16 protein-coding genes are annotated in these 18,845 nt (G+C 54.0%); 8 read left to right on the forward strand and 8 right to left on the reverse strand.

The window, feature by feature from the left end:
* Positions 1 to 165 precede the first annotated feature (165 nt).
* From nadB to ACP4CD_RS07410, 7 genes are all read left to right on the forward strand, one after another.
* On the forward strand, positions 166 to 1,812 hold the full coding sequence (gene nadB, locus ACP4CD_RS07380; RefSeq protein WP_071159576.1) for an L-aspartate oxidase: 1,647 nt from the start codon (positions 166 to 168) through the stop codon (positions 1,810 to 1,812).
* 450 nt (positions 1,813 to 2,262) lie between these two features.
* Complete coding sequence (locus tag ACP4CD_RS07385) at positions 2,263 to 2,859, forward strand: GspH/FimT family pseudopilin (protein ID WP_064026610.1); 597 nt, start codon at positions 2,263 to 2,265, stop codon at positions 2,857 to 2,859.
* On the forward strand, positions 2,856 to 3,329 hold the full coding sequence (gene pilV / locus ACP4CD_RS07390) for a type IV pilus modification protein PilV (RefSeq protein ID WP_064026612.1): 474 nt from the start codon (positions 2,856 to 2,858) through the stop codon (positions 3,327 to 3,329). Before ACP4CD_RS07385 ends, pilV begins: the two co-directional genes overlap by 4 nt.
* A complete protein-coding gene (locus tag ACP4CD_RS07395; protein ID WP_082885425.1) occupies positions 3,326 to 4,387 on the forward strand; it encodes a PilW family protein in 1,062 nt (353 codons plus the stop codon). Before pilV ends, ACP4CD_RS07395 begins: the two co-directional genes overlap by 4 nt.
* 8 nt (positions 4,388 to 4,395) lie before the next feature.
* Entirely contained in the window at positions 4,396 to 4,878 is a 483-nt protein-coding gene (locus tag ACP4CD_RS07400) for a pilus assembly PilX family protein (protein WP_064026616.1), read from the forward strand.
* Positions 4,879 to 4,951: 73 nt separating this feature from the next.
* Positions 4,952 to 8,950: a pilus assembly protein gene (locus tag ACP4CD_RS07405; RefSeq protein ID WP_426994108.1), complete on the forward strand. Its 3,999-nt coding sequence runs from the start codon at positions 4,952 to 4,954 to the stop codon at positions 8,948 to 8,950.
* A 64-nt stretch (positions 8,951 to 9,014) separates the two neighbouring features.
* Positions 9,015 to 9,485, forward strand: coding sequence for a type IV pilin protein (locus ACP4CD_RS07410; RefSeq protein ID WP_071159582.1), 471 nt, complete (start codon positions 9,015 to 9,017; stop codon positions 9,483 to 9,485).
* Between the two features lie 6 nt (positions 9,486 to 9,491).
* Here the strand turns inward: ACP4CD_RS07410 and queA are convergent, their stop codons facing one another.
* From queA to ACP4CD_RS07450, 8 genes are all read right to left on the reverse strand, one after another.
* On the reverse strand, positions 9,492 to 10,511 hold the full coding sequence (gene queA, locus ACP4CD_RS07415) for a tRNA preQ1(34) S-adenosylmethionine ribosyltransferase-isomerase QueA (RefSeq protein ID WP_426994109.1): 1,020 nt from the start codon (positions 10,509 to 10,511) through the stop codon (positions 9,492 to 9,494).
* 140 nt (positions 10,512 to 10,651) lie between these two features.
* Complete coding sequence (locus ACP4CD_RS07420) at positions 10,652 to 10,891, reverse strand: succinate dehydrogenase assembly factor 2 (RefSeq protein ID WP_071159586.1); 240 nt, start codon at positions 10,889 to 10,891, stop codon at positions 10,652 to 10,654.
* Positions 10,892 to 11,671 (reverse strand): succinate dehydrogenase iron-sulfur subunit, encoded by a 780-nt coding sequence (locus tag ACP4CD_RS07425; protein WP_071159588.1) that lies wholly within the window; start codon positions 11,669 to 11,671, stop codon positions 10,892 to 10,894.
* A complete protein-coding gene (sdhA, locus tag ACP4CD_RS07430) occupies positions 11,671 to 13,455 on the reverse strand; it encodes a succinate dehydrogenase flavoprotein subunit (protein ID WP_426994110.1) in 1,785 nt (594 codons plus the stop codon). Before sdhA ends, ACP4CD_RS07425 begins: the two co-directional genes overlap by 1 nt.
* A 3-nt stretch (positions 13,456 to 13,458) precedes the next feature.
* Entirely contained in the window at positions 13,459 to 13,836 is a 378-nt protein-coding gene (gene sdhD, locus ACP4CD_RS07435; RefSeq protein WP_426994111.1) for a succinate dehydrogenase, hydrophobic membrane anchor protein, read from the reverse strand.
* Between the two features lie 15 nt (positions 13,837 to 13,851).
* The gene (gene sdhC, locus ACP4CD_RS07440) at positions 13,852 to 14,268 is read right to left on the reverse strand and encodes a succinate dehydrogenase, cytochrome b556 subunit (RefSeq protein ID WP_368086610.1); all 417 of its coding nucleotides are present in this window, start codon (positions 14,266 to 14,268) and stop codon (positions 13,852 to 13,854) included.
* Positions 14,253 to 14,426 carry a DUF1674 domain-containing protein gene (locus ACP4CD_RS07445; protein ID WP_426994112.1) on the reverse strand — a complete coding sequence of 58 codons (174 nt, stop codon included), beginning with the start codon at positions 14,424 to 14,426 and terminating at the stop codon, positions 14,253 to 14,255. The genes sdhC and ACP4CD_RS07445 overlap by 16 nt, the downstream gene beginning before the upstream one ends.
* Positions 14,410 to 15,744, reverse strand: coding sequence for a citrate synthase (locus ACP4CD_RS07450; RefSeq protein ID WP_168031449.1), 1,335 nt, complete (start codon positions 15,742 to 15,744; stop codon positions 14,410 to 14,412). Before ACP4CD_RS07450 ends, ACP4CD_RS07445 begins: the two co-directional genes overlap by 17 nt.
* Positions 15,745 to 16,092: 348 nt before the next feature.
* Here ACP4CD_RS07450 and ppdK point away from each other — a divergent pair, with 348 nt between their 5' ends.
* A complete protein-coding gene (gene ppdK / locus ACP4CD_RS07455) occupies positions 16,093 to 18,834 on the forward strand; it encodes a pyruvate, phosphate dikinase (protein WP_071159598.1) in 2,742 nt (913 codons plus the stop codon).
* Positions 18,835 to 18,845: the final 11 nt, after the last annotated feature.

Raw genomic sequence — 18,845 nt, forward strand, 5'->3', positions numbered from 1 at the left:
AAAGTGGACAGAATTAAACATCATTAGTTCTGGCAATACAAAAAAAATTACCGCACCCTTAAAACAAGATATGATTTTCCGGCTCATGCGCAGCCTCGCCGGAATGCCCGGATTTTCACCGATTCCGCCGCCGCGCTCTCGTCATTTTTGCTTACATAGACCGCCTTGACAGACCAACGCCCAGGAAATTCCCGCCATCCCTACTACGACATTCTGATCGCCGGCAGCGGTGGCGCCGGTTTAAGCTTGGCCCTCCGCCTTGCCGATACTTATAAAGTGGCCGTTCTTGCCAAATTCGCACTGACCGAATGTAGCACTTATTACGCTCAAGGCGGTATTTCGGCGGTGTTCGACGATCAGCATGATTCCATAGAGTCTCATATCGAGGATACCTTGATCGCCGGAGCCGGTCTTTGCGATCAAGATATCGTCCGATTGACGGTTTCCCAAGGTCGAGAAAGCATTGAATGGCTATGCCGCCAAGGGGTCAGCTTCACCGAGGAAAACACCGCTAACGGCGAAAAGCAATTGCATTTGAACCGCGAAGGCGGCCATTCGCACCGTCGCATCGTACACAGTGACGATGCTACCGGCAAAGCCGTCTCGTTGTCGTTGATCGACCGCGCCAAGGCGCATCCCAACGTGACGTTGTTGGAAAATCATAATGTCGTCGAACTGATCACCACTGACAAATTGGGACTAACCGAGCGACGGGTCTGCGGTGCCTATGTTTTGAACAGCCAAACCGGCCATATTTTGTCTATCGCCGCGAGAGTGGTGGTACTTGCCACCGGCGGCGCAAACAAAGTCTACCTCTATTCCACCAATCCGCATATCTCCACAGGCGACGGCATCGCGCTGGCATGGCGGGCCGGCTGCCGGGTCGCCAACATGGAATTCATGCAATTTCACCCGACTTGTCTCTATCACCCCAGCGCACGTTCGTTCCTAATCAGCGAAGCGGTGCGCGGCGAAGGCGGTCATTTAATTCTGCCGAATGGCGAGCGTTTCATGCAACGTTACGACGCCCGCTTGGAACTGGCGCCGCGCGACATCGTCGCCCGCGCCATTGATAACGAAATCAAGAAACACGGTATCGATTGCATTTATCTGGACATCAGTCATAAATCGCGGGAATTCATCCAAAAACATTTCCCAACAATTTATACCCAATGTCTGGAGCTGGACATCGACATCAGTCAGCAACCGATACCGGTAGTCCCCGCCGCTCATTACACCTGTGGTGGTATATTGACGGATGCCCATGCCCGCACCGACATTCCAGGCCTATACGCAGTCGGCGAAGTCGCTTGCACCGGCTTGCACGGTGCTAACCGGATGGCTAGTAACTCCCTGCTCGAGTGCTTGGTTTTCGCCGAGCAAGCCAACCAGGATATTCGCCATTGCTTCGATGCTATTCCGATGCCGCCCGCCCTGCCGGATTGGGACGAATCGCAAGTCGGCGATTCCGACGAGGAAGTCGTGATCGCCCATAACTGGGACGAGCTCAGGCGCTTTATGTGGGACTATGTGGGCATCGTTCGCACCAATAAACGTCTCGAACGCGCCATGAACCGATTGGTGTTGCTGAAAGAAGAAATTGCCGAGTACTACGGTCAATTCCGCGTGACCAGCGACCTATTGGAACTGCGCAGTTTGGTCACCGTTGCCGAATTAATCATCCGTTGCGCGCAACAGCGCAAGGAAAGCCGCGGCCTGCATTACACCAAGGATTATCCGAATTTGGATAATAGCCGTCCGCCAGAAAACACGGTGCTGACGCCAAGCAATTGGACCGGAATAATCGATTAGGCGATTGATTTTACTTGAAGAATCCCAACATCTTCCAGGCTGGAGTATACAAATATTAGTCTGCTAAGTCGCGGTATTGATAACCCAGAAGAGACTTTTTAGTTGCCCGCTGTTTTCTCGCCGCAGTGCGAAAAACAGCCTGGTGAAGCGAGTGACTTTCTTAGTCGGTGAGAGCGTCGGTTTTTGTTGGCCTCCACTGAACTCGCTCGTGATCATGGAGCTGGCATTTCGCTGGAGACTACTCTCTAGTCACCACAAAAAAATGAATATCTAAACCGAACTAAACTGAATCCCAGTCAAATCTAGCACTCGCTGGTGTCGGCACCGCAGTCAACTCCTATGCGGTGAGACTCGCAAAACTAAGTTTAATTCTGTGCTATCTTCAACCGCGTTCAATCCATCTGCCATTCCCCGAACGAGTCGCCTCGATATCATGGAGCCATTTCCGAAATGCGCTATTCACACCCTAACAACCGAGGATTCACGTTGATCGAGCTCATGATCACGCTGACGATCGCCGGTATATTGAGTGCAATCGCGATACCTAGCTTTATCAGTGCGGTAAGGAATAGTCGTCTTACCGGCGCAACCAACCAATTTGTCGCCGCGTTGAATTATGCGCGCAGCGAAGCAATCAAACGGGGCCAATATGTCGTCGTCAGGAAGACTGGCACCAATTGGGAGAGTGGTTGGCAAACCTTTGTCGATGTGGATCGCTCGGGCTCCAACGCCAATGTTTTTAACGACGATAATACCGCCCCGCTTTGCGAGGCTGATGAAGATTGCCTGTTAAGAGTTTACGATGCCTTACCGACCGGCTTTACACTGCGTGGAAATGGCACTGTTGCCGACTATATCTATTTTAAAGCGTCCGGAGAATCGAAAAACGGCTCGTTTGCTATTTGCGACAACGCCGACGGGAACGACACCGCTGAAGCAGGTACTGCACGGTTGGTCGTTGTCACGATGGTCGGTCGAGTTCGCCTAGGTGAAGACTTGGACAACAACAATATCCCTGACGACTTGGATAGCTGTAGCAGTCCATGACCACTCATCGCGCTTCTCTACGGATTATACGTCGCGCCAGGACAACCACCGGCAGCAGCCTGATCGAGGTGTTGATTACAATGCTGGTAGTCGCGATCGGGTTACTGGGTTACGCGGCGATGCTGACGACCACCTTGAAAAACAATCACACCGCTTTTTTGCGCAGTCAAGCCACGTTTCTGGCAAATGACGTGCTGGAGCGTTTACGCCTCAGCCGTACGATTGCGATAAGCGGCAACTGTAACGTGGCATTCGGTGCCGCTCCACCCAATTCGCCGAATCAACTCACCAACTGCAGCTCAACCTTACGCACCGATCTGGGTGATTGGAAAACCTTGGTCGGCCAAGCGCTCCCAGCAGGCGATGCCAGCCTGTCGGTTGGCAGCAGCGGCACTGCCACGATTACCATTCAATGGGACGACGACGGCGATGGTGTCGTCACCAGCTTTAGCACCAATAGTTTGATATGAACCCGCATTCAAGCCGAATACCGATCTCTTTTTCAGAACATCAACGCGGTACGACATTGATTGAGTTGATGGTTTCACTGACTATAGGTTTGATCATCCTGGCGGCGATTGGCGCGATATTTTTGGCTAGCCGGCAAAGCTTTCGGACTCAGGACGTTCTCTCCAGGATGCAGGAAAACGCCCGCTTTGCATTCGAACTGATCGATCGCGATATCCGCATGACCGGGTTTTCTGGTTACGCCTCATGCACGGCTTCGCAGTGTAACGATGTCACGAACACTGCGACAACTTGGTGGAACCATAAGCTTCTGACCCAACCGTTAGCAGGCTACGAAGCTAGTCTGCCCTCCGATATGACCGCCAGCGCGCGCATCGCCGGCGATTCGTTTTCGGTGATACGCGCGGACAAGTTCAACGAATACATCGTCGCCAGTCACAATACGGCGGCCAGTCCGCCCGTGATTACACTCACCAACGCGCATTCGATCAGCGCCGGGCAACTCGTGATTATCAGCAATGCCAGCAATACCTCGATTTTTCAAGCCAGCGCAGTCAATCAATCCTCGAAAACCATCACCCACGCGGATGGTGGCAGTAGTCCAGGCAACTGCACCGCCGAACTCGGAACAGTACCGGCCAATTGTTCGTCCACGGGTTCGGTGATCACTTATCCGGCAAACTCCAGCGTGTTCGAGTTCAGCGCCAACACCTACTATATCGGCAGCAATCCGGCCGGAGAGCCGTCCTTGTACCGCGAGTCTTACTCTGGAACCGCGCAAGAGTTGGTGGAAGGCGTCGAAGACATGCAGATCAGCTATGGTGTGGATACCTCGGCAACCGCTGATCAGAATATCGACGGTTACGTCGCGGCCAATGCGGTCACCGATTGGTCCAAGGTCCTGGGTATCCGAATTAGCCTGTTGATGGTCTCCCGGTCGGAGGAGTTGGGTGTATCCGGCCAACAAACCTATACCTTCAACGGCAGTTCGTACACCTCTAGCGATACCAAGCTGCGTAAGGTGTTCACCACTACGATAGCGATCAGAAACCGTTTGTAGGAATCGCCATGAACGTCGACTTTCCGAATATCAACAAACGACAAGCCGGTGCGGTTTTGTTTACCGCGCTGATTTTTTTAATCATGTTGATGTTGTTAGGTAGTAGTGCCATGCAAACCAGCAGCCTGGAAGAACGCATGGCCGGCAATACTCGCAATCGCGACCTAGCATTCCAAGCAGCGGAGGCGGCACTTAAGCAAGCGGAAAATACCCTGACGACCTGGCGGGTCGGACCCTGGACTGGCACGGTACCGGCCGGCTTGGCCAACAACCCCACTCATACCAACGATGTGAGTTACTGGGGCGACGTCGATAACTGGGCCAGTTATAAGACCGCTACCGTCAGCGGCGCGAGCGCCACGTATATTATTGAAAAGCTGCCGGACATCGGCACCGTTGAACAATACCGAGTGACCGCGCGCGGCGTTGGCGGCGACACCAATGCAGTGGTAATCCTCCAGGCGGGCTTGAGCTACACTCCGCCGCCGTAACCCGAGATAACTTCGACGCGGTTTGCTCCGCGCCTAAATCAACAGTGCCGCGCCCACTGAACAGGAGCCAGCCATGAATACTTTGAACCGAATCAAATTCGAATCCGCTCCAACGGTCTTGAGCGTTGCCTTATTGGTTGCGAGCGCCAATGCCTTAGCGGTAGACCTGGACATTTCCGACTTGCCGTTATTTGTCACCGCCACGATGCCGCCGAATATCGTTTTAACGTTGGACGATTCCGGCAGTATGGCTTGGGCTTACGTTCCCGACGGTATTTCTGGAACCGGCGGCAATAAACGCTACAAGTCTTCTTCATTCAACGCGCTGTATTACAACCCGGCCAATACATACCTACCCCCGCCGAAATACAACGGCGGCAACTGCAAATTAGATTCGTCAAACCCCAGCACCTGCTATCCAAACGTCAGCTTTACCGCCGCGCCGATTAACGGATTCGATACCAGCAAAGGCACGGTCAACCTATCCACCAATTACCGGCCTACGCTGGAGTATGATCCCAGTTCGAGCAGTCAGAGTTTTGTTTCGACGCCATCTTCCGGAGGCGCGGCGTTTTACTACAAATTCGTTCCCACCAATACTAACTGCGTCACTTCCGGTACGGATGGCGGTCTAACCGACGAAGACTGCTATACCTATGTCGACGTTACGGCTATTACCGACGACGCCAGCACCAGTGATGTTAACGAAGCCACCGTTGCCAAACAAAATTTCGCCAATTGGTACTCGTATTACCGAACCCGAAACTTAGCGACGGTATCGGGTGCCATGTCCGGTTTCGCGGGTATGAGCGGGAATATCCGCGTCGCTTGGCAGGCAATCAATTCTTGTAATAGTTTCGGAACCAACTGCGACGGCTGGGGCTCGCCCGGTCAGGATATCGACAATCGCATCAGGCGCCTAAATGCAGTCACCCGAACAATAAACACAAATACTGTGCTAAGCCAGACTGAAACGTCGGTCGATTATTCATACACTTGCACAGTCAAGTTTAATCAGCGGGATGGCGATGATCGTCTGGAGCTGTCTAGCTGCAATCGGACTCTGCCTTCCGCGCAAGACAATACGTTCCCCCCGCTAACCGGAACGGGTTCGCCTTTGAACGCAAACTCTAGTCAAATTACTGTCAGTTGCAGCAATTCGACGTATTGCAAAAACTATACCGTGAAGGATACTTCCTACAACGATTCCTACACATCTTACCGAATCACAATATCTCAATCGTTTTCATCAGACCAAACGATTACTAGTGTGGTAGTTACCTGGACCGAAACCGCCACGACCACGGTTTACGACACTGAAGAGCTCACCCACCGGCAAGATTTATATTATTGGCTGTCGCGATTTCCAGCTTCCGGCGGCACTTATTTGCTGAAATCGGCAAACAATGCCGGCAAATATTTCCAGGGTACGGTTGATATCCATCACCCCTACGCCGAGGATCCGCAAATTACCGACGGCAATCACTACGCCTGCCGGAGAAGCGCGCATGTGATGATGACCGACGGCTACTGGTGCGGCGATACTTCGTCAGACTATTCAGGAATAGCCGACGTCAATAGTACTGCCACTAGTGTCCCCAAAGGTCCGGATGGGTCAAGCAACTATAGTTGGACACCTTTAGCACCCTACCGTGATGGTCAAAACACCAATTTGGCGGATATTGCCTTTTATTATTGGGCTAACGACTTGCAAAGCGGGATAGACAACAAAATCTCGCCAATTGTCTCGGATCCGTCCAGTTTAACCGACGCTTCCGCTAAGGCTACCGCCGAATGGTTGAACCCGAAAAATGACCCCGCTACTTGGCAGCACTTAAATACCTATACCGTCGGCCTAGGTTTAAGCGGCAGTTTGGTGTCGCCCTACCCTATTTGGGGCGGAAGTACCTATGCGGGGGACTATGATAATTTGGTTGCGGGGACTTCCTGCCCAACGAGCACCACATCTACCAGCACCTCATCTCGTTATTGTTGGCCCTATACCAAGAATGGCGAGAGCTGTAGCGGCTTTGTCGGCACCACACCGGCCAAGGTTTACGATCTATGGCATGCGGCGATAGCCAGTCGCGGCAAGTTTTTCGGAACCGAGAGTTCCTCGGATATCGTGACCGCGTTCAATAGCATCCTCGAAGAAGTGGCCGACGAAAGTATGACCGCCGCCGCGCTTGCCGCAAACTCGACGGCGCTGGAAACATCGACGCAACTTTATCAGGCCCAGTTCAATCCGTCCGATTGGTCCGGACATTTTCTGACCAAGAATATCGATGTAACAACCGGTGTGCCCGGTAGTGAAATTTGGGACGCCGGCGACCTGATTCCCGAGGCCGGCGCACGCGACATTTACACCTATACCGGTACCGCCGGCGTGGAATTCACCAGTTGCGACACGCTAAGCGCCAGCCAAAAATCGGCGCTCGACAGCGACGACAGCCGCTGCACCGACCGGCTTAACTGGCTTAGAGGCTCAACCACGATCAGCGACTTCCGCGAGCGAAAAAACTCGTTGTTGGGCGACATCGTCAATTCCGATCCGATGTACGTCAAAAATACCGATTTCGGCTATACCGCTTTACCGAGCACGACTGCCGGGCAATCCAATTACGCAAGCTACATCAGTACTAACGCCAGCCGCACGCCGGTCGTCTACGTCGGAGCGAACGACGGCATGTTGCATGCGTTTCAAGCCGATACAGGCCAAACCAATTCCGGAAAGGAATTATTCGCCTACATACCGGCCGGCGTATACGCAAATTTATACCAACTCACCGATCCGGATTACGTCCACAAATATTACGTTGACGGCGCGCCCAAGGCCGGAGACGCCTATCTGAGCAGCGCATGGAAAACCGTGCTGGTCGGTGGATTGGGCAAGGGCGGTAAAACCATTTATGCGCTGGACGTTACCAGTCCGACCAGTTTCGATCAGACCAAGGTCATGTGGGAATTTCCCAATGCCAGCAATATCGATTTAGACGCGACGGTCGCGACCGATCTCGGTTACACCTTCAGTCAGCCGCAAATCGGCTTGTTGCATAACGGCGTATGGGCGGCGATTTTTGGAAACGGCTATAACAGTAGTAATGGCAAGGCCTACCTCTATATCGTCAATTTGAGCGACGGTAGCCTAATCAAAAAGATCGCGACCAACACCGCGACCAGCAATGGTTTATCGACACCCTATCTTTACGATTCCGATAACGACAAAATCGTCGACGCGGTATACGCTGGCGATTTACAAGGTAACTTATGGAAATTCGACTTGAGCAGCACTAGTTCGACTGCGTGGGGATTGAGCAACAGTCAGTTACCGCTGTTTACCGCTATAAACCCGTCCAGCCAAGTACAGCCTATCACCTCCGCACCGGTGGTCGCCGGCCACCAGGATGGCGGCGTATTAGTGATATTCAATACCGGCAGTTATTTGACCACCACCGACACGGCGAATACTCAAGTTCAGTCAGCCTATGGCATCTGGGACAAACCGAGTGCCACGACGGGCACGGTGACTCGCGCCCAGTTGCAGGAACAGAGCATTACGGACACTACCACGGCCTATGGCGTTAACGTCAGAGTTTCGACCTCGAATAGCGTGGACTGGAGTAGCAAGCGTGGTTGGCACCTGGATTTTCCCGCTGGCGAACGTGGCAACTCCACGCCGATTATCAAGTACGACAGAGCGGTTTTTGCTACCACTCAACCGAAATCGGACCCCTGCGACGCGGGAGGCGACACGTGGCTAATGGAACTCGATTTTCTAACCGGAGGAGCGCCAACGAACTCATCGTTTGACATCAATAGCGACAGTACTTTCAATAACAGCGACAAAATCCTGATCAACGGCAATTACTATACCGTGACGGGAGTCAAGTCCACGGTGGGCATCGCCAAGGTTCCGATTTGGCTCGAGTCTGGCTCAGGCACCACCGATTGCAAGGCGTTCAAGGAACTGTCCGGCACCACCGGCGACATCATGACCGTCAGGAACCGTTGCGCGGTCCCAACCACCGGCACCGGTACCGTAAACCGAGAATATTGGTTGCAAATTCAATAACTCGACTGCCGATGAAAACGGCAAGCCGCCGTTTTCATCGGACCATTCACCCAGCGAACTACTTATGAACAGACAACAAGCCTTCACCCTGATCGAACTGATGATTGCCGTCGCTATCGTCGGCATTTTGGCGGCTATCGCCATCCCCGCCTACCAGGATAGCGTCATGAAGTCGCATCGAGCCGATGCCAAGGGTGCCCTATTGGGCTTGGCCAGCGCGCTGGAAAAACACTTCACGACCAATAATAGTTACTGCGACGCCGGCGGCAGCGGCGGCGCCGATGCCTGCGGCAGTAGCGCGGTTAACGATACGGGCTCGCCGTCGCCTACCGTGTTCGCTTCGCAAAGTCCGGCGACAGGCACTGCGTATTATCTTCTGACACTCTCGGCCGCTACCGCCACTACTTACACGATACAAGCGGCACCGACAGGCACGCAAGCCGGCGATAAATGCGGGACGTTGATTCTTGATAATCTGAACCAGAAAACCGTATCTGGCGCCACACTGGATGCGGCAACTTGTTGGAATCGCTGATAGGACTCAGGCAAGCCACATCGCATCGCCGTAACTAAAGAAACGATAACGTTGCGTGATCGCATGGCGATAAGCCGCCATTACGTTTTCGTATCCGGCGAAGGCGGAGACCAGCATCAGTAAAGTCGATTCCGGTAAATGAAAGTTGGTTAACATGGCATCGACCGATTTGAAACCGTAACCCGGTGTAATGAATAAATCGGTTTCGCCGACTCCCGCTTGTAGTTCGCCGCTGATGCTCGCGGACTCCAAAGCCCGGACTGCGGTAGTCCCTACCGCCACGACCCGCCCACCGCGCGCGCGAGTGTACCGTACCGCCGCCACGCATTCCTTGGTGACCTCGAAAAACTCTTTATGCATCGTATGTTCGCTGAGATTTTCCACCCGCACCGGCCGGAAGGTACCGCTGCCGACATGTAACGTAACAAAGGTGCGTTGAACTCCCTTTTCGGCTAACCTGAGCAAAACGGCTTCGTCGAAATGCAGACCGGCGGTGGGCGCCGCGACGGCACCGGCGCGGCAGGCAAACACCGTTTGGTACCGATCCAAATCGCTTGCGTCGTCGGCCCTATGAATATACGGCGGTAACGGCATATGGCCAATGTCGGCCAACACCTGCAGAACGGTATTTTCGGCTTCCAATCGCAAGCGAAACAAGTCACCCTCGCGATCCACGACTCTGAAGAAAACTCCGTTTTTCAGCAACAACAGTGCGCCGGATTTTGGCGATTTACTCGCTTTGACGTGCGCCAATACCTGCCGTTCGTTTTCGATGCGCTCGATCAAGATCTCGACACGGCCGCCGGTTTCTTTTTCAGCAAACAAGCGAGCTGGTATGACCTTGGTATCGTTGAACACCAACAAATCGTCCGGTGTCAGCCGGTCGACGATATTCAGGAATCGAGCATCGCCCAACTCCCCAGTTAACCTATTCAGGCACAACATCCGGCTGGCACAGCGCTCCGGTAAAGGTTGCTGGGCGATTAAATCGTCGGGCAAGTGGTAGAAAAAGTCGCTTTTTTTCATTCGCAATAATCAATGAACGCCGAAGGCTCTCGTAGGAGCGATCGAACTCGGAAAAGATCAAATGTGGGATTTTACACGGGCATCCGGTCTCTCGACCGGCATCGAACGGCGACCTGGTCTGGTCGCCAAGTACCGCGAAGCTAGTTGGGCAGGGCGCGGATTTCGGCAATAATGGCCCGTAGTTCAGGATCTTCCGCCTGCGTGTCGCTAGTGAATAGACGCAGCAACAAACTATCTTCACAGGCTAAAAGCCGCCAAAAGGCCTGGCGTCGCTCCGAAGGCGCCGAAGAATAAGCAATATCCAAGTAGCGAGTCAGCAGCAAATCCAGTTCCAGCGTACCGCGCCGACACCGCCAACGCAGTTTATCGATTTCGCCCATCTAACGTTCGCGCACTACCAACAGCTTTTTAATTTCGGCAATCGCTTGCGCGGGATTCAAGCCTTTCGGGCAGGTATCCGTGCAATTCATGATGGTGTGGCACCGGTACACCTTAAACGCGTCGTCGAGTTGCGCCAAGCGCTCGGCGTCACTGTCATCGCGGCTGTCCGCCAGCCAACGATAGGCTTGAAGCAGTATCGCGGGCCCGAGGTAGCGATCGCTGTTCCACCAATAGCTCGGGCAACTGGTCGAACAACACGCGCACAATACACACTCGTAAAGGCCGTCGAGCTTAGCCCGTTCGTCTCGGCTTTGCAGCCGTTCGTGATCTACCGGCGCTTCCGCGCTGTTCGTCAACCACGGATTGATCGACGCATATTGCTCGAAGAAGTGGGTCATGTCGGCCACTAAATCCTTGACCACGGCCATGTGCGGCAGAGGAAAAATCTTGATCGTGCCCGAATATTCTGCAATCGCCTTGGTGCAGGCTAGCGTATTACGGCCGTTAATATTCATCGCGCAAGAACCGCATACGCCTTCCCGACAAGAGCGGCGAAAAGCCAGTGTCGAGTCGATTTCGTTCTTGATTTTCAAGATGGCATCCAGCACCATCGGTCCGCAATGGTCCATGTCGATTTCATAACGATCGATACGCGGATTATCGCCGCTGTCCGGGTCCCAGCGATAAATTTCGAATACTCGGACATGCGTCGCGCCCGGCGCGGAAAAGTGTTTGCCAGGCATCGGCTGAGAATTTTTCGGCAGCGCAAACTCGACCATTAATAGACCCTCTCTTTCGGCGCGACGACTTCGACTTCGTCGGTTAGCGTGTACAGATGCACCGGCCGATAATCGATTTTGACCCGGTTGTTCTCTCGCCAAGTCAACGTGTGTTTCAACCAGTTTTCATCGTCCCGTAGCGGATAGTCTTCCCGCGCATGACCGCCGCGACTTTCGTGGCGGTTCCCCGCGGCGTTCATCGTCACCTGAGCTTGTCCCAATAAATTGTCGAGCTCCAGGGTTTCGACCAGATCGGTATTCCAGATCAATGAACGATCGGCAAGCTTGACGTCCGCGAACGACTCGGAAATATCCGCCATTGCCGCGATGCCCTCATCGAGCGTGGACTGGGTGCGAAACACCGCCGCCTTGGATTGCATCGTGGTTTGCATGTCCATGCGGATTTCCGCTGTCGTCCGGCTACCATTACCATGGCGAATTCGATCGAATCGGGCCAGGGCCGTCTCGCAAGCGTCTTTCGCCAGCGGCTTCAGCGGCATACCCGGTTTAATCAGTTCGGTGCAGCGGATGGCCGCCGCTCGGCCGAATACCACCAAGTCCAACAGCGAGTTGGAACCAAGGCGATTGGCGCCGTGCACCGATACGCAAGCGGTCTCGCCGATAGCCATCAAACCGGGAACAACGTAATCCGGGTCGCCATCCTTCAATGTCACGACTTCGGCTCGATAATTGGTCGGAATGCCGCCCATGTTGTAATGTACCGTCGGTAACACCGGAATCGGCTGCTTGGTCACATCCACTCCGGCAAATATCCGGGAAAGCTCGGCGATGCCGGGCAAACGTTCGTGGACGACGGCCGGATCGAGGTGCTCCAGATGAAGATGAACGTGATCTTTTTTCGGTCCTATCCCGCGACCGGCATTGATTTCTACGGTGATCGCCCGGCTGACCACATCGCGCGAGGCCAAATCGTGTGCGTGCGGCGCGTAACGCGGCATGAAGCGTTCGCCTTCCGAGTTGGTCAAATAACCGCCCTCGCCGCGCGCGCCTTCTGTAATCAAGCAACCGGCGCCGTATATGCCGGTCGGGTGAAACTGAACGAACTCCATATCCTGTAGCGGCAATCCCGCTCTTAGCACCATGCCGTTGCCGTCTCCAGTCACCGTGTGCGCGGAGGTACACGAAAAGTAAGCCCGACCGTAGCCGCCGGTGGCCAGTACTGTTTGATGACCGCGAAACAGATGAATCGTACCGTCGTCCAGACACCAGGCCAATACCCCGCGACATTCGCCGTGTTCCATAATCAAATCCAGCGCAATGTATTCGACGAAGAATTCCGCCTTGTGCTTCAATGCTTGCTGATACAAGGTATGCAAGATCGCGTGGCCGGTGACATCGGCGGCCGCACAGGTGCGCTGCGCTTGCCCCTTGCCGTAATTGACCGACATGCCGCCGAACGCCCGTTGGTAAATCTTGCCGTCGGCGGTCCGGGAGAACGGTACGCCGTAACGTTCCAATTCGATGACCGCCGGTATCGCTTCCCGGCACATGTACTCGATCGCATCTTGATCGCCTAACCAATCCGAGCCCTTCACGGTATCGTACATGTGGAAGCGCCAATCATCCTCGCCCATATTGCCGAGCGCGGCACTAATACCGCCCTGCGCGGCCACGGTATGGCTGCGCGTCGGAAACACTTTCGTGATGCATGCCGTCTTCAAGCCTTTTTCGACCATGCCGAATGTCGCCCGCAAACCGGCTCCGCCGGCGCCCACCACGACCACGTCGTGTTGATGCTCGATAATTTCGTAAGCCGCAGCCATTAATCAGTTTCCCGTCCAAATTATGGCCATCGCAGCCAAAGCCAACAATCCCAAAATCCCGAATACCGCATGGACAGCGCCGATCGCGGTTCGGCGCAACTTCGGATTCGACACGTAATCTTCCAACACCACCTGTATGCCCAGCGCGGCATGGTATACCGTCAGCAGCATCCAGAGCGACACTGCCAACCCATTGAGCGGTTGTAGCAACCAAGCTTTGGTTTCGGCGTGCGATGCGTGCGGTAACTTGTCGAACCAGAGCAATAACCAAACCGTCAAAGGTATCAGCAACAGCGCGGTCAGGCGTTGATGCAACCAGTGGCGAACCGGATGGCTTTTTACCGCCGAGTCGGCGGCACCGTTCCTTAGAGACTGATCCATGCGGTACTCGTCAAATTAAGAAATAAAAGTGATTAAAAACAGCAACACAGCGACACCTAGTTCGATAACCGCATAACGCGTCAAAGCTGCTTTCTCAAAGGTTTTTCCTACATCCCATATCAAATGCCGAATTCCGTGGCACAGGTGAAAATATAGCGCGAAAATAATACCCCAATAAGCCAACCGCGATGGCGGCCAAGCCAAGCACGCTTGAAAACTGGAGTATTGTTCAGGTCCGGCCGCAATCGCAAATAAGGCTATGACCGCGAACAGCAACGCACCCGACAACAACACGCCAGTAATTCGATGCGTGATCGAAATCAAACCTGTAATAGGCAAACGGTAAACTTGCAAATGCGGCGACAAGGGCCGGTTATGAACTGCCATGATTGACCTCGTTAAGCTTGGCGTATCGGTTAAAAATCCACGCAACGGCCCTTGCGTTCCCAATCGCCATAGCGAGTCGGCTCCGGGCCTCTAGGACCGCCGATTTCCCGTCGTTCGCCTTGTTTCTCGGGCGGCGTAAGTATTTCGATGACCCGCTCAGTCGAATTACGTCGCGGGGACTCCGGCTTATCCGTTGCAGACATGGGTATCACCTGATCGTTGGCCTTTAGGCAGGAAATCGCGACGAGCGGGGCCTATGTAGAGCTGTCGCGGTCGACCAATCGGTGGCGCCGACTCTTCCATCATCTCCAGCCAATGAGCAACCCAGCCGGCCGTCCTAGCAATTGCAAACATCACGGTAAACATATCGACCGGGATGTTCAAGGCTTTATAAATAATGCCCGAATAGAAATCCACATTGGGATAAAGCTTTTTCTCGATAAAATAATCGTCGTTCAATGCCTGCTCTTCTAGGGCCAAGGCCAAATCGAACAGCGGATCGGATTTTTGGGTACGCGCCAGTACGTCGTGACAGGTCTTGCGAATAATCGTCGCGCGCGGGTCGAAATTCTTATAGACCCGATGCCCGAACCCCATTAAACGGAAGGGATCGTCATGATCCTTGGCCTTGGCGATGAATTTTGGAACGTTATCAGCGCTGCCGATTTGTGCCAACATAGTGAGTACCGCTTCGTTCGCGCCACCGTGAGCCGGTCCCCAGAGCGCCGCGATACCGGCCGCGATGCACGCATACGGGTTGGCGCCGGTGCTGCCGGCCAGTCGTACCGTCGAGGTACTGGCGTTCTGCTCGTGGTCGGCATGCAAGATAAACAGTAAATTCAGGGCCTTGACCAAATACGGGTCGATGTAATGGTCTTGGTCGATGTAGTTTTGCGAGGAACGCGAAAACATCATGTTCAAAAAGTTCTCGCAGTAGCTCAGGTCGATACGAGGATAAACGAAGGGACGTCCCACCGAGTGGCGATAGGACGCCGCTGCAATAGTCGGCATTTTGCCGATTAATCTAGCCGCGCAAACCTTGCGGTGCGTCGAATCCTTGATATTCAACTCGCTGTGGTAAAACGCCGACAACGATCCCACCACGCCGACCAACATCGACATCGGATGCGCGTCATAATGAAAACCGTCGAAAAATTTGCGGAGAGACTCGTGGATTATGGCTCTATCGCTGATCTCTTCGTTAAAATCGCGAAGCTCCGTCTGATTCGGTAATTCACCGTTCATCAGTAGATAAGCGACTTCGGTGAATTCGCAGTGTTCGGCCAACTGCTCTATCGGATAGCCGCGATATAACAAAATACCGTTTTCGCCGTCGATATAGGTGATTTTGCTCTTGCAACTGGACGTCGCGATAAACCCGGGATCGTAGGTAAAACAGCCCAAGTCTCGCGGTAATGCGCGAATATCGACCGAATCCGCACCCATCGTCCCCCGCAACAATGGATACTCCACTTCCCTTCCGGTGCCGGTATGTCTGACCAGCAAAGTGTCGTTTGCCATGGTTTCCTCAGTTTTCGATCGCGAAAGTTGACGGATTGGTTCGGATTATCACACAGGCACGCGAATCGTCCAAACCTTTGCGACATGAGCAAGGATAATGAATGTAGCCGGCGACAAGCTCGCACATTCGACGATTGTCAGGACAGACGCGCCGGCTCCCGATTCGAAATCGAAGAATGAAATTCGATCGGATTGGCGATTATGTCGCGAGCCGGATCCAGTCGCTTGTAAAAGCCTACAAAACCCGGTAAAAACCGCTATCCTAACGCTAGCCAAGCACAGCCACGGCCGTGTCAACCGCGGCCGTTTAGCAAAAATCCCAACCTCTTGCCTTCCGGACAGGACACCATGAATCCGCAATATAGTTATTCATTCAATTCAGGCGACGGTAAAAACAAAGCACTGCTGGGCGGTAAAGGCGCCAACCTTTGCGAAATGACCCAATTAGGCCTCAACGTGCCGCCAGGATTCGTCATTACCACCCAAACCTGCCTGCTCTACCTTGAAAACAAGTTATTGCCGGCCGGTTTGTTGGACGAAGTCCACCAACAGATCGCCGACATCGAACGGGCAACCGGCAAAACCTTCGGCGGCGCCAGCGAACCCCTGCTGGTTTCGGTACGCTCCGGCTCGGCGATTTCGATGCCGGGTATGATGGACACTATCCTGAACCTTGGTTTGAACAAGCAAACGTTGACCGGCTTGATCGAAATGACCGACGATCCGCGCTTCGCTTACGACGCCTACCGCCGCTTCATTCAATTGTTCGGTAAAGTTGCGCTGGGGATTGAGGACGAAAAATTCGACTCGCATTTCAACGAAGTCAAGCGCGCAGCCGGTATCAAGGCCGATGTAGCACTGAATAGCGAACAACTGCAGGAAATCAGCAACCGTTTTCTGAAAGTTGTCCACGAGGAGACCGGCAAACCGTTTCCGGAAGACGTTTACGAACAACTGGAAATTGCGATTAAAGCGGTCTTCAATTCCTGGCTCGGCAAGCGCGCCGTCGACTATCGTAGGGAATTTCACATCACGCCAGACGTCGCCAACGGAACCGCGGTCAACATTGTAACCATGGTCTTCGGCAACATGGGCGACGACTGCGCGACCGGCGTCGGTTTTACGCGAAATCCCGGTACCGGCGCCAATGAAATGTACGGCGAATATCTGGTCAACGCACAGGGCGAAGACGTGGTTGCCGGTATCCGCACGCCCAAGCCGGTGCAGGAAATGGCGCAGGAAATGCCGGAACAATATCGGCAGCTGGTAGAACTGCGCAACAAGCTGGAAGCCCACTATCATGAAGTCCAGGATTACGAATACACGATAGAGCGCGGCGTACTGTATTGCTTGCAAACCCGCAACGGCAAAATGAACGCGGCGGCGATGGTGAAAAGTTCGATCGACATGGTCAAGGAAGGCTTGATCGACAAGGAACGCGCCCTGCTTCGCATCAATCCCGAACTTTTGGAACAACTGCTGCTGCCGCAACTAGCGCGAAACCATCACAATCAGCCGATCGCCCAAGGTCTGCCAGCCTCGCCAGGTGCCGCCTGCGGCAAATGCGTGTTCGATGCCGACACGGCTGTGCGGTTGGGCAAGACCGGCGAAGAACTGATTCTGGTTAGAGAGGAAACCAAGCCGGAAGACATTCATGGCTTTTTCGCCGCTCAAGGGGTCCTCACCAGTCGCGGCGGCAAAACCTCGCACGCGGCGGTGGTCGCCAGAGGCATGGGCAAGGCTTGCGTGGCCGGCGCCGAGGACATCAAGGTCGATGTCCGGTCTCGCATCGCGATGGTCGGAGACATCTTAATCAAGGAAGGCGACTTGATCACGATAGACGGGAGCAATGGCAACATCTATCTCGGTCGAATCCCGACCATTCCGCCTTCATTCTCCGAGGAATTGAAAACCTTATTAAGCTGGGCCGATAGCATTGCCAAATTACGGGTACATGCCAACGTAGACACCCCGGAAACCGCGCGTCTGGCCGCCAGTTACGGCGCCAAGGGCGTCGGTCTATGCCGTACCGAACGCATGTTCAACGCCGCCGATCGCCTGCCGCTGGTCGTCGATATGATTCTGGCCCAAAACACCGAGGAAAGGGAGGCGGCACTCGCTAAGTTGTTTCCCATTCAGCGCGACGACTTCCAGCAACTGTTCGAAGCCATGTCGCCGCACCCGGTCACGGTTCGCCTACTCGATCCGCCTATGCACGAATTTCTACCCAACGAGCATCAACTGCTGGACGAAATTGACGCCTTGAAACATTACTTGACGATTATCAAGGGCCAACGCGTCACGCTGGAAACCTTGGCCAAACCGCATGAATTACCCGCACCGTTCAACCGCCTCAACGAAGAAGTGGTGATTGACGCGTTGGCCAAAAAGCAGATGATGTTGAACAAAGTACTGGAGCTTTACGAAGTTAACCCCATGCTCGGCCACCGTGGCGTTAGGTTGGGCATGAGTTATCCGGAAATTTATCGGATGCAAATTCGCTCCATTCTGGAAGCCGCCGCGCGTTGCGTCAAACAAAAGACTCCGGTGGAGCCGGAAATCATGGTCCCGCAGGTCATTACCGCTCAGGAACTGATCAAAGTCAGACAGTATGTCGACGAAATTCAAGCGGAGGTGGAAAGTCAATACAAACTCAAGCTCAACTTCAAATTCGGCACGATGATCGAAACGGTCCGGGCCTGCACCCGAGCCGACAGACTGGCCACGACGGCGGCTTTCTTTTCGTTCGGCACCAACGACCTGACCCAAGCCACATTCTCGTTTTCGCGGGAAGACGCCGAGAACAAATTTCTGCCCTTGTACGAAGAATCCGGGTTACTGCAAGACAATCCGTTCGAAACGTTGGATGTGGAAGGGGTCGGCCGATTGATGAAAATGGCCGTGGAATTGGGCCGCAAACAACGGCCGGATTTGAAGATCGGCATCTGCGGCGAACATGGCGGACATCCGCGTTCGATCCGCTTTTGCCATAACATCGGCTTGAACTACGTCTCTTGCTCGGCACCGCGGATACCGATCGCTCGCTTAGCGGCCGCCCACGCCAAATTGTTGGAAGAGGCCACCGGTTAACAAGCGCTCGA

Origin of the sequence: Methylomonas stagni (assembly GCF_050154735.1) — a bacterium.
Lineage (GTDB): Bacteria > Pseudomonadota > Gammaproteobacteria > Methylococcales > Methylomonadaceae > Methylomonas > Methylomonas koyamae_A.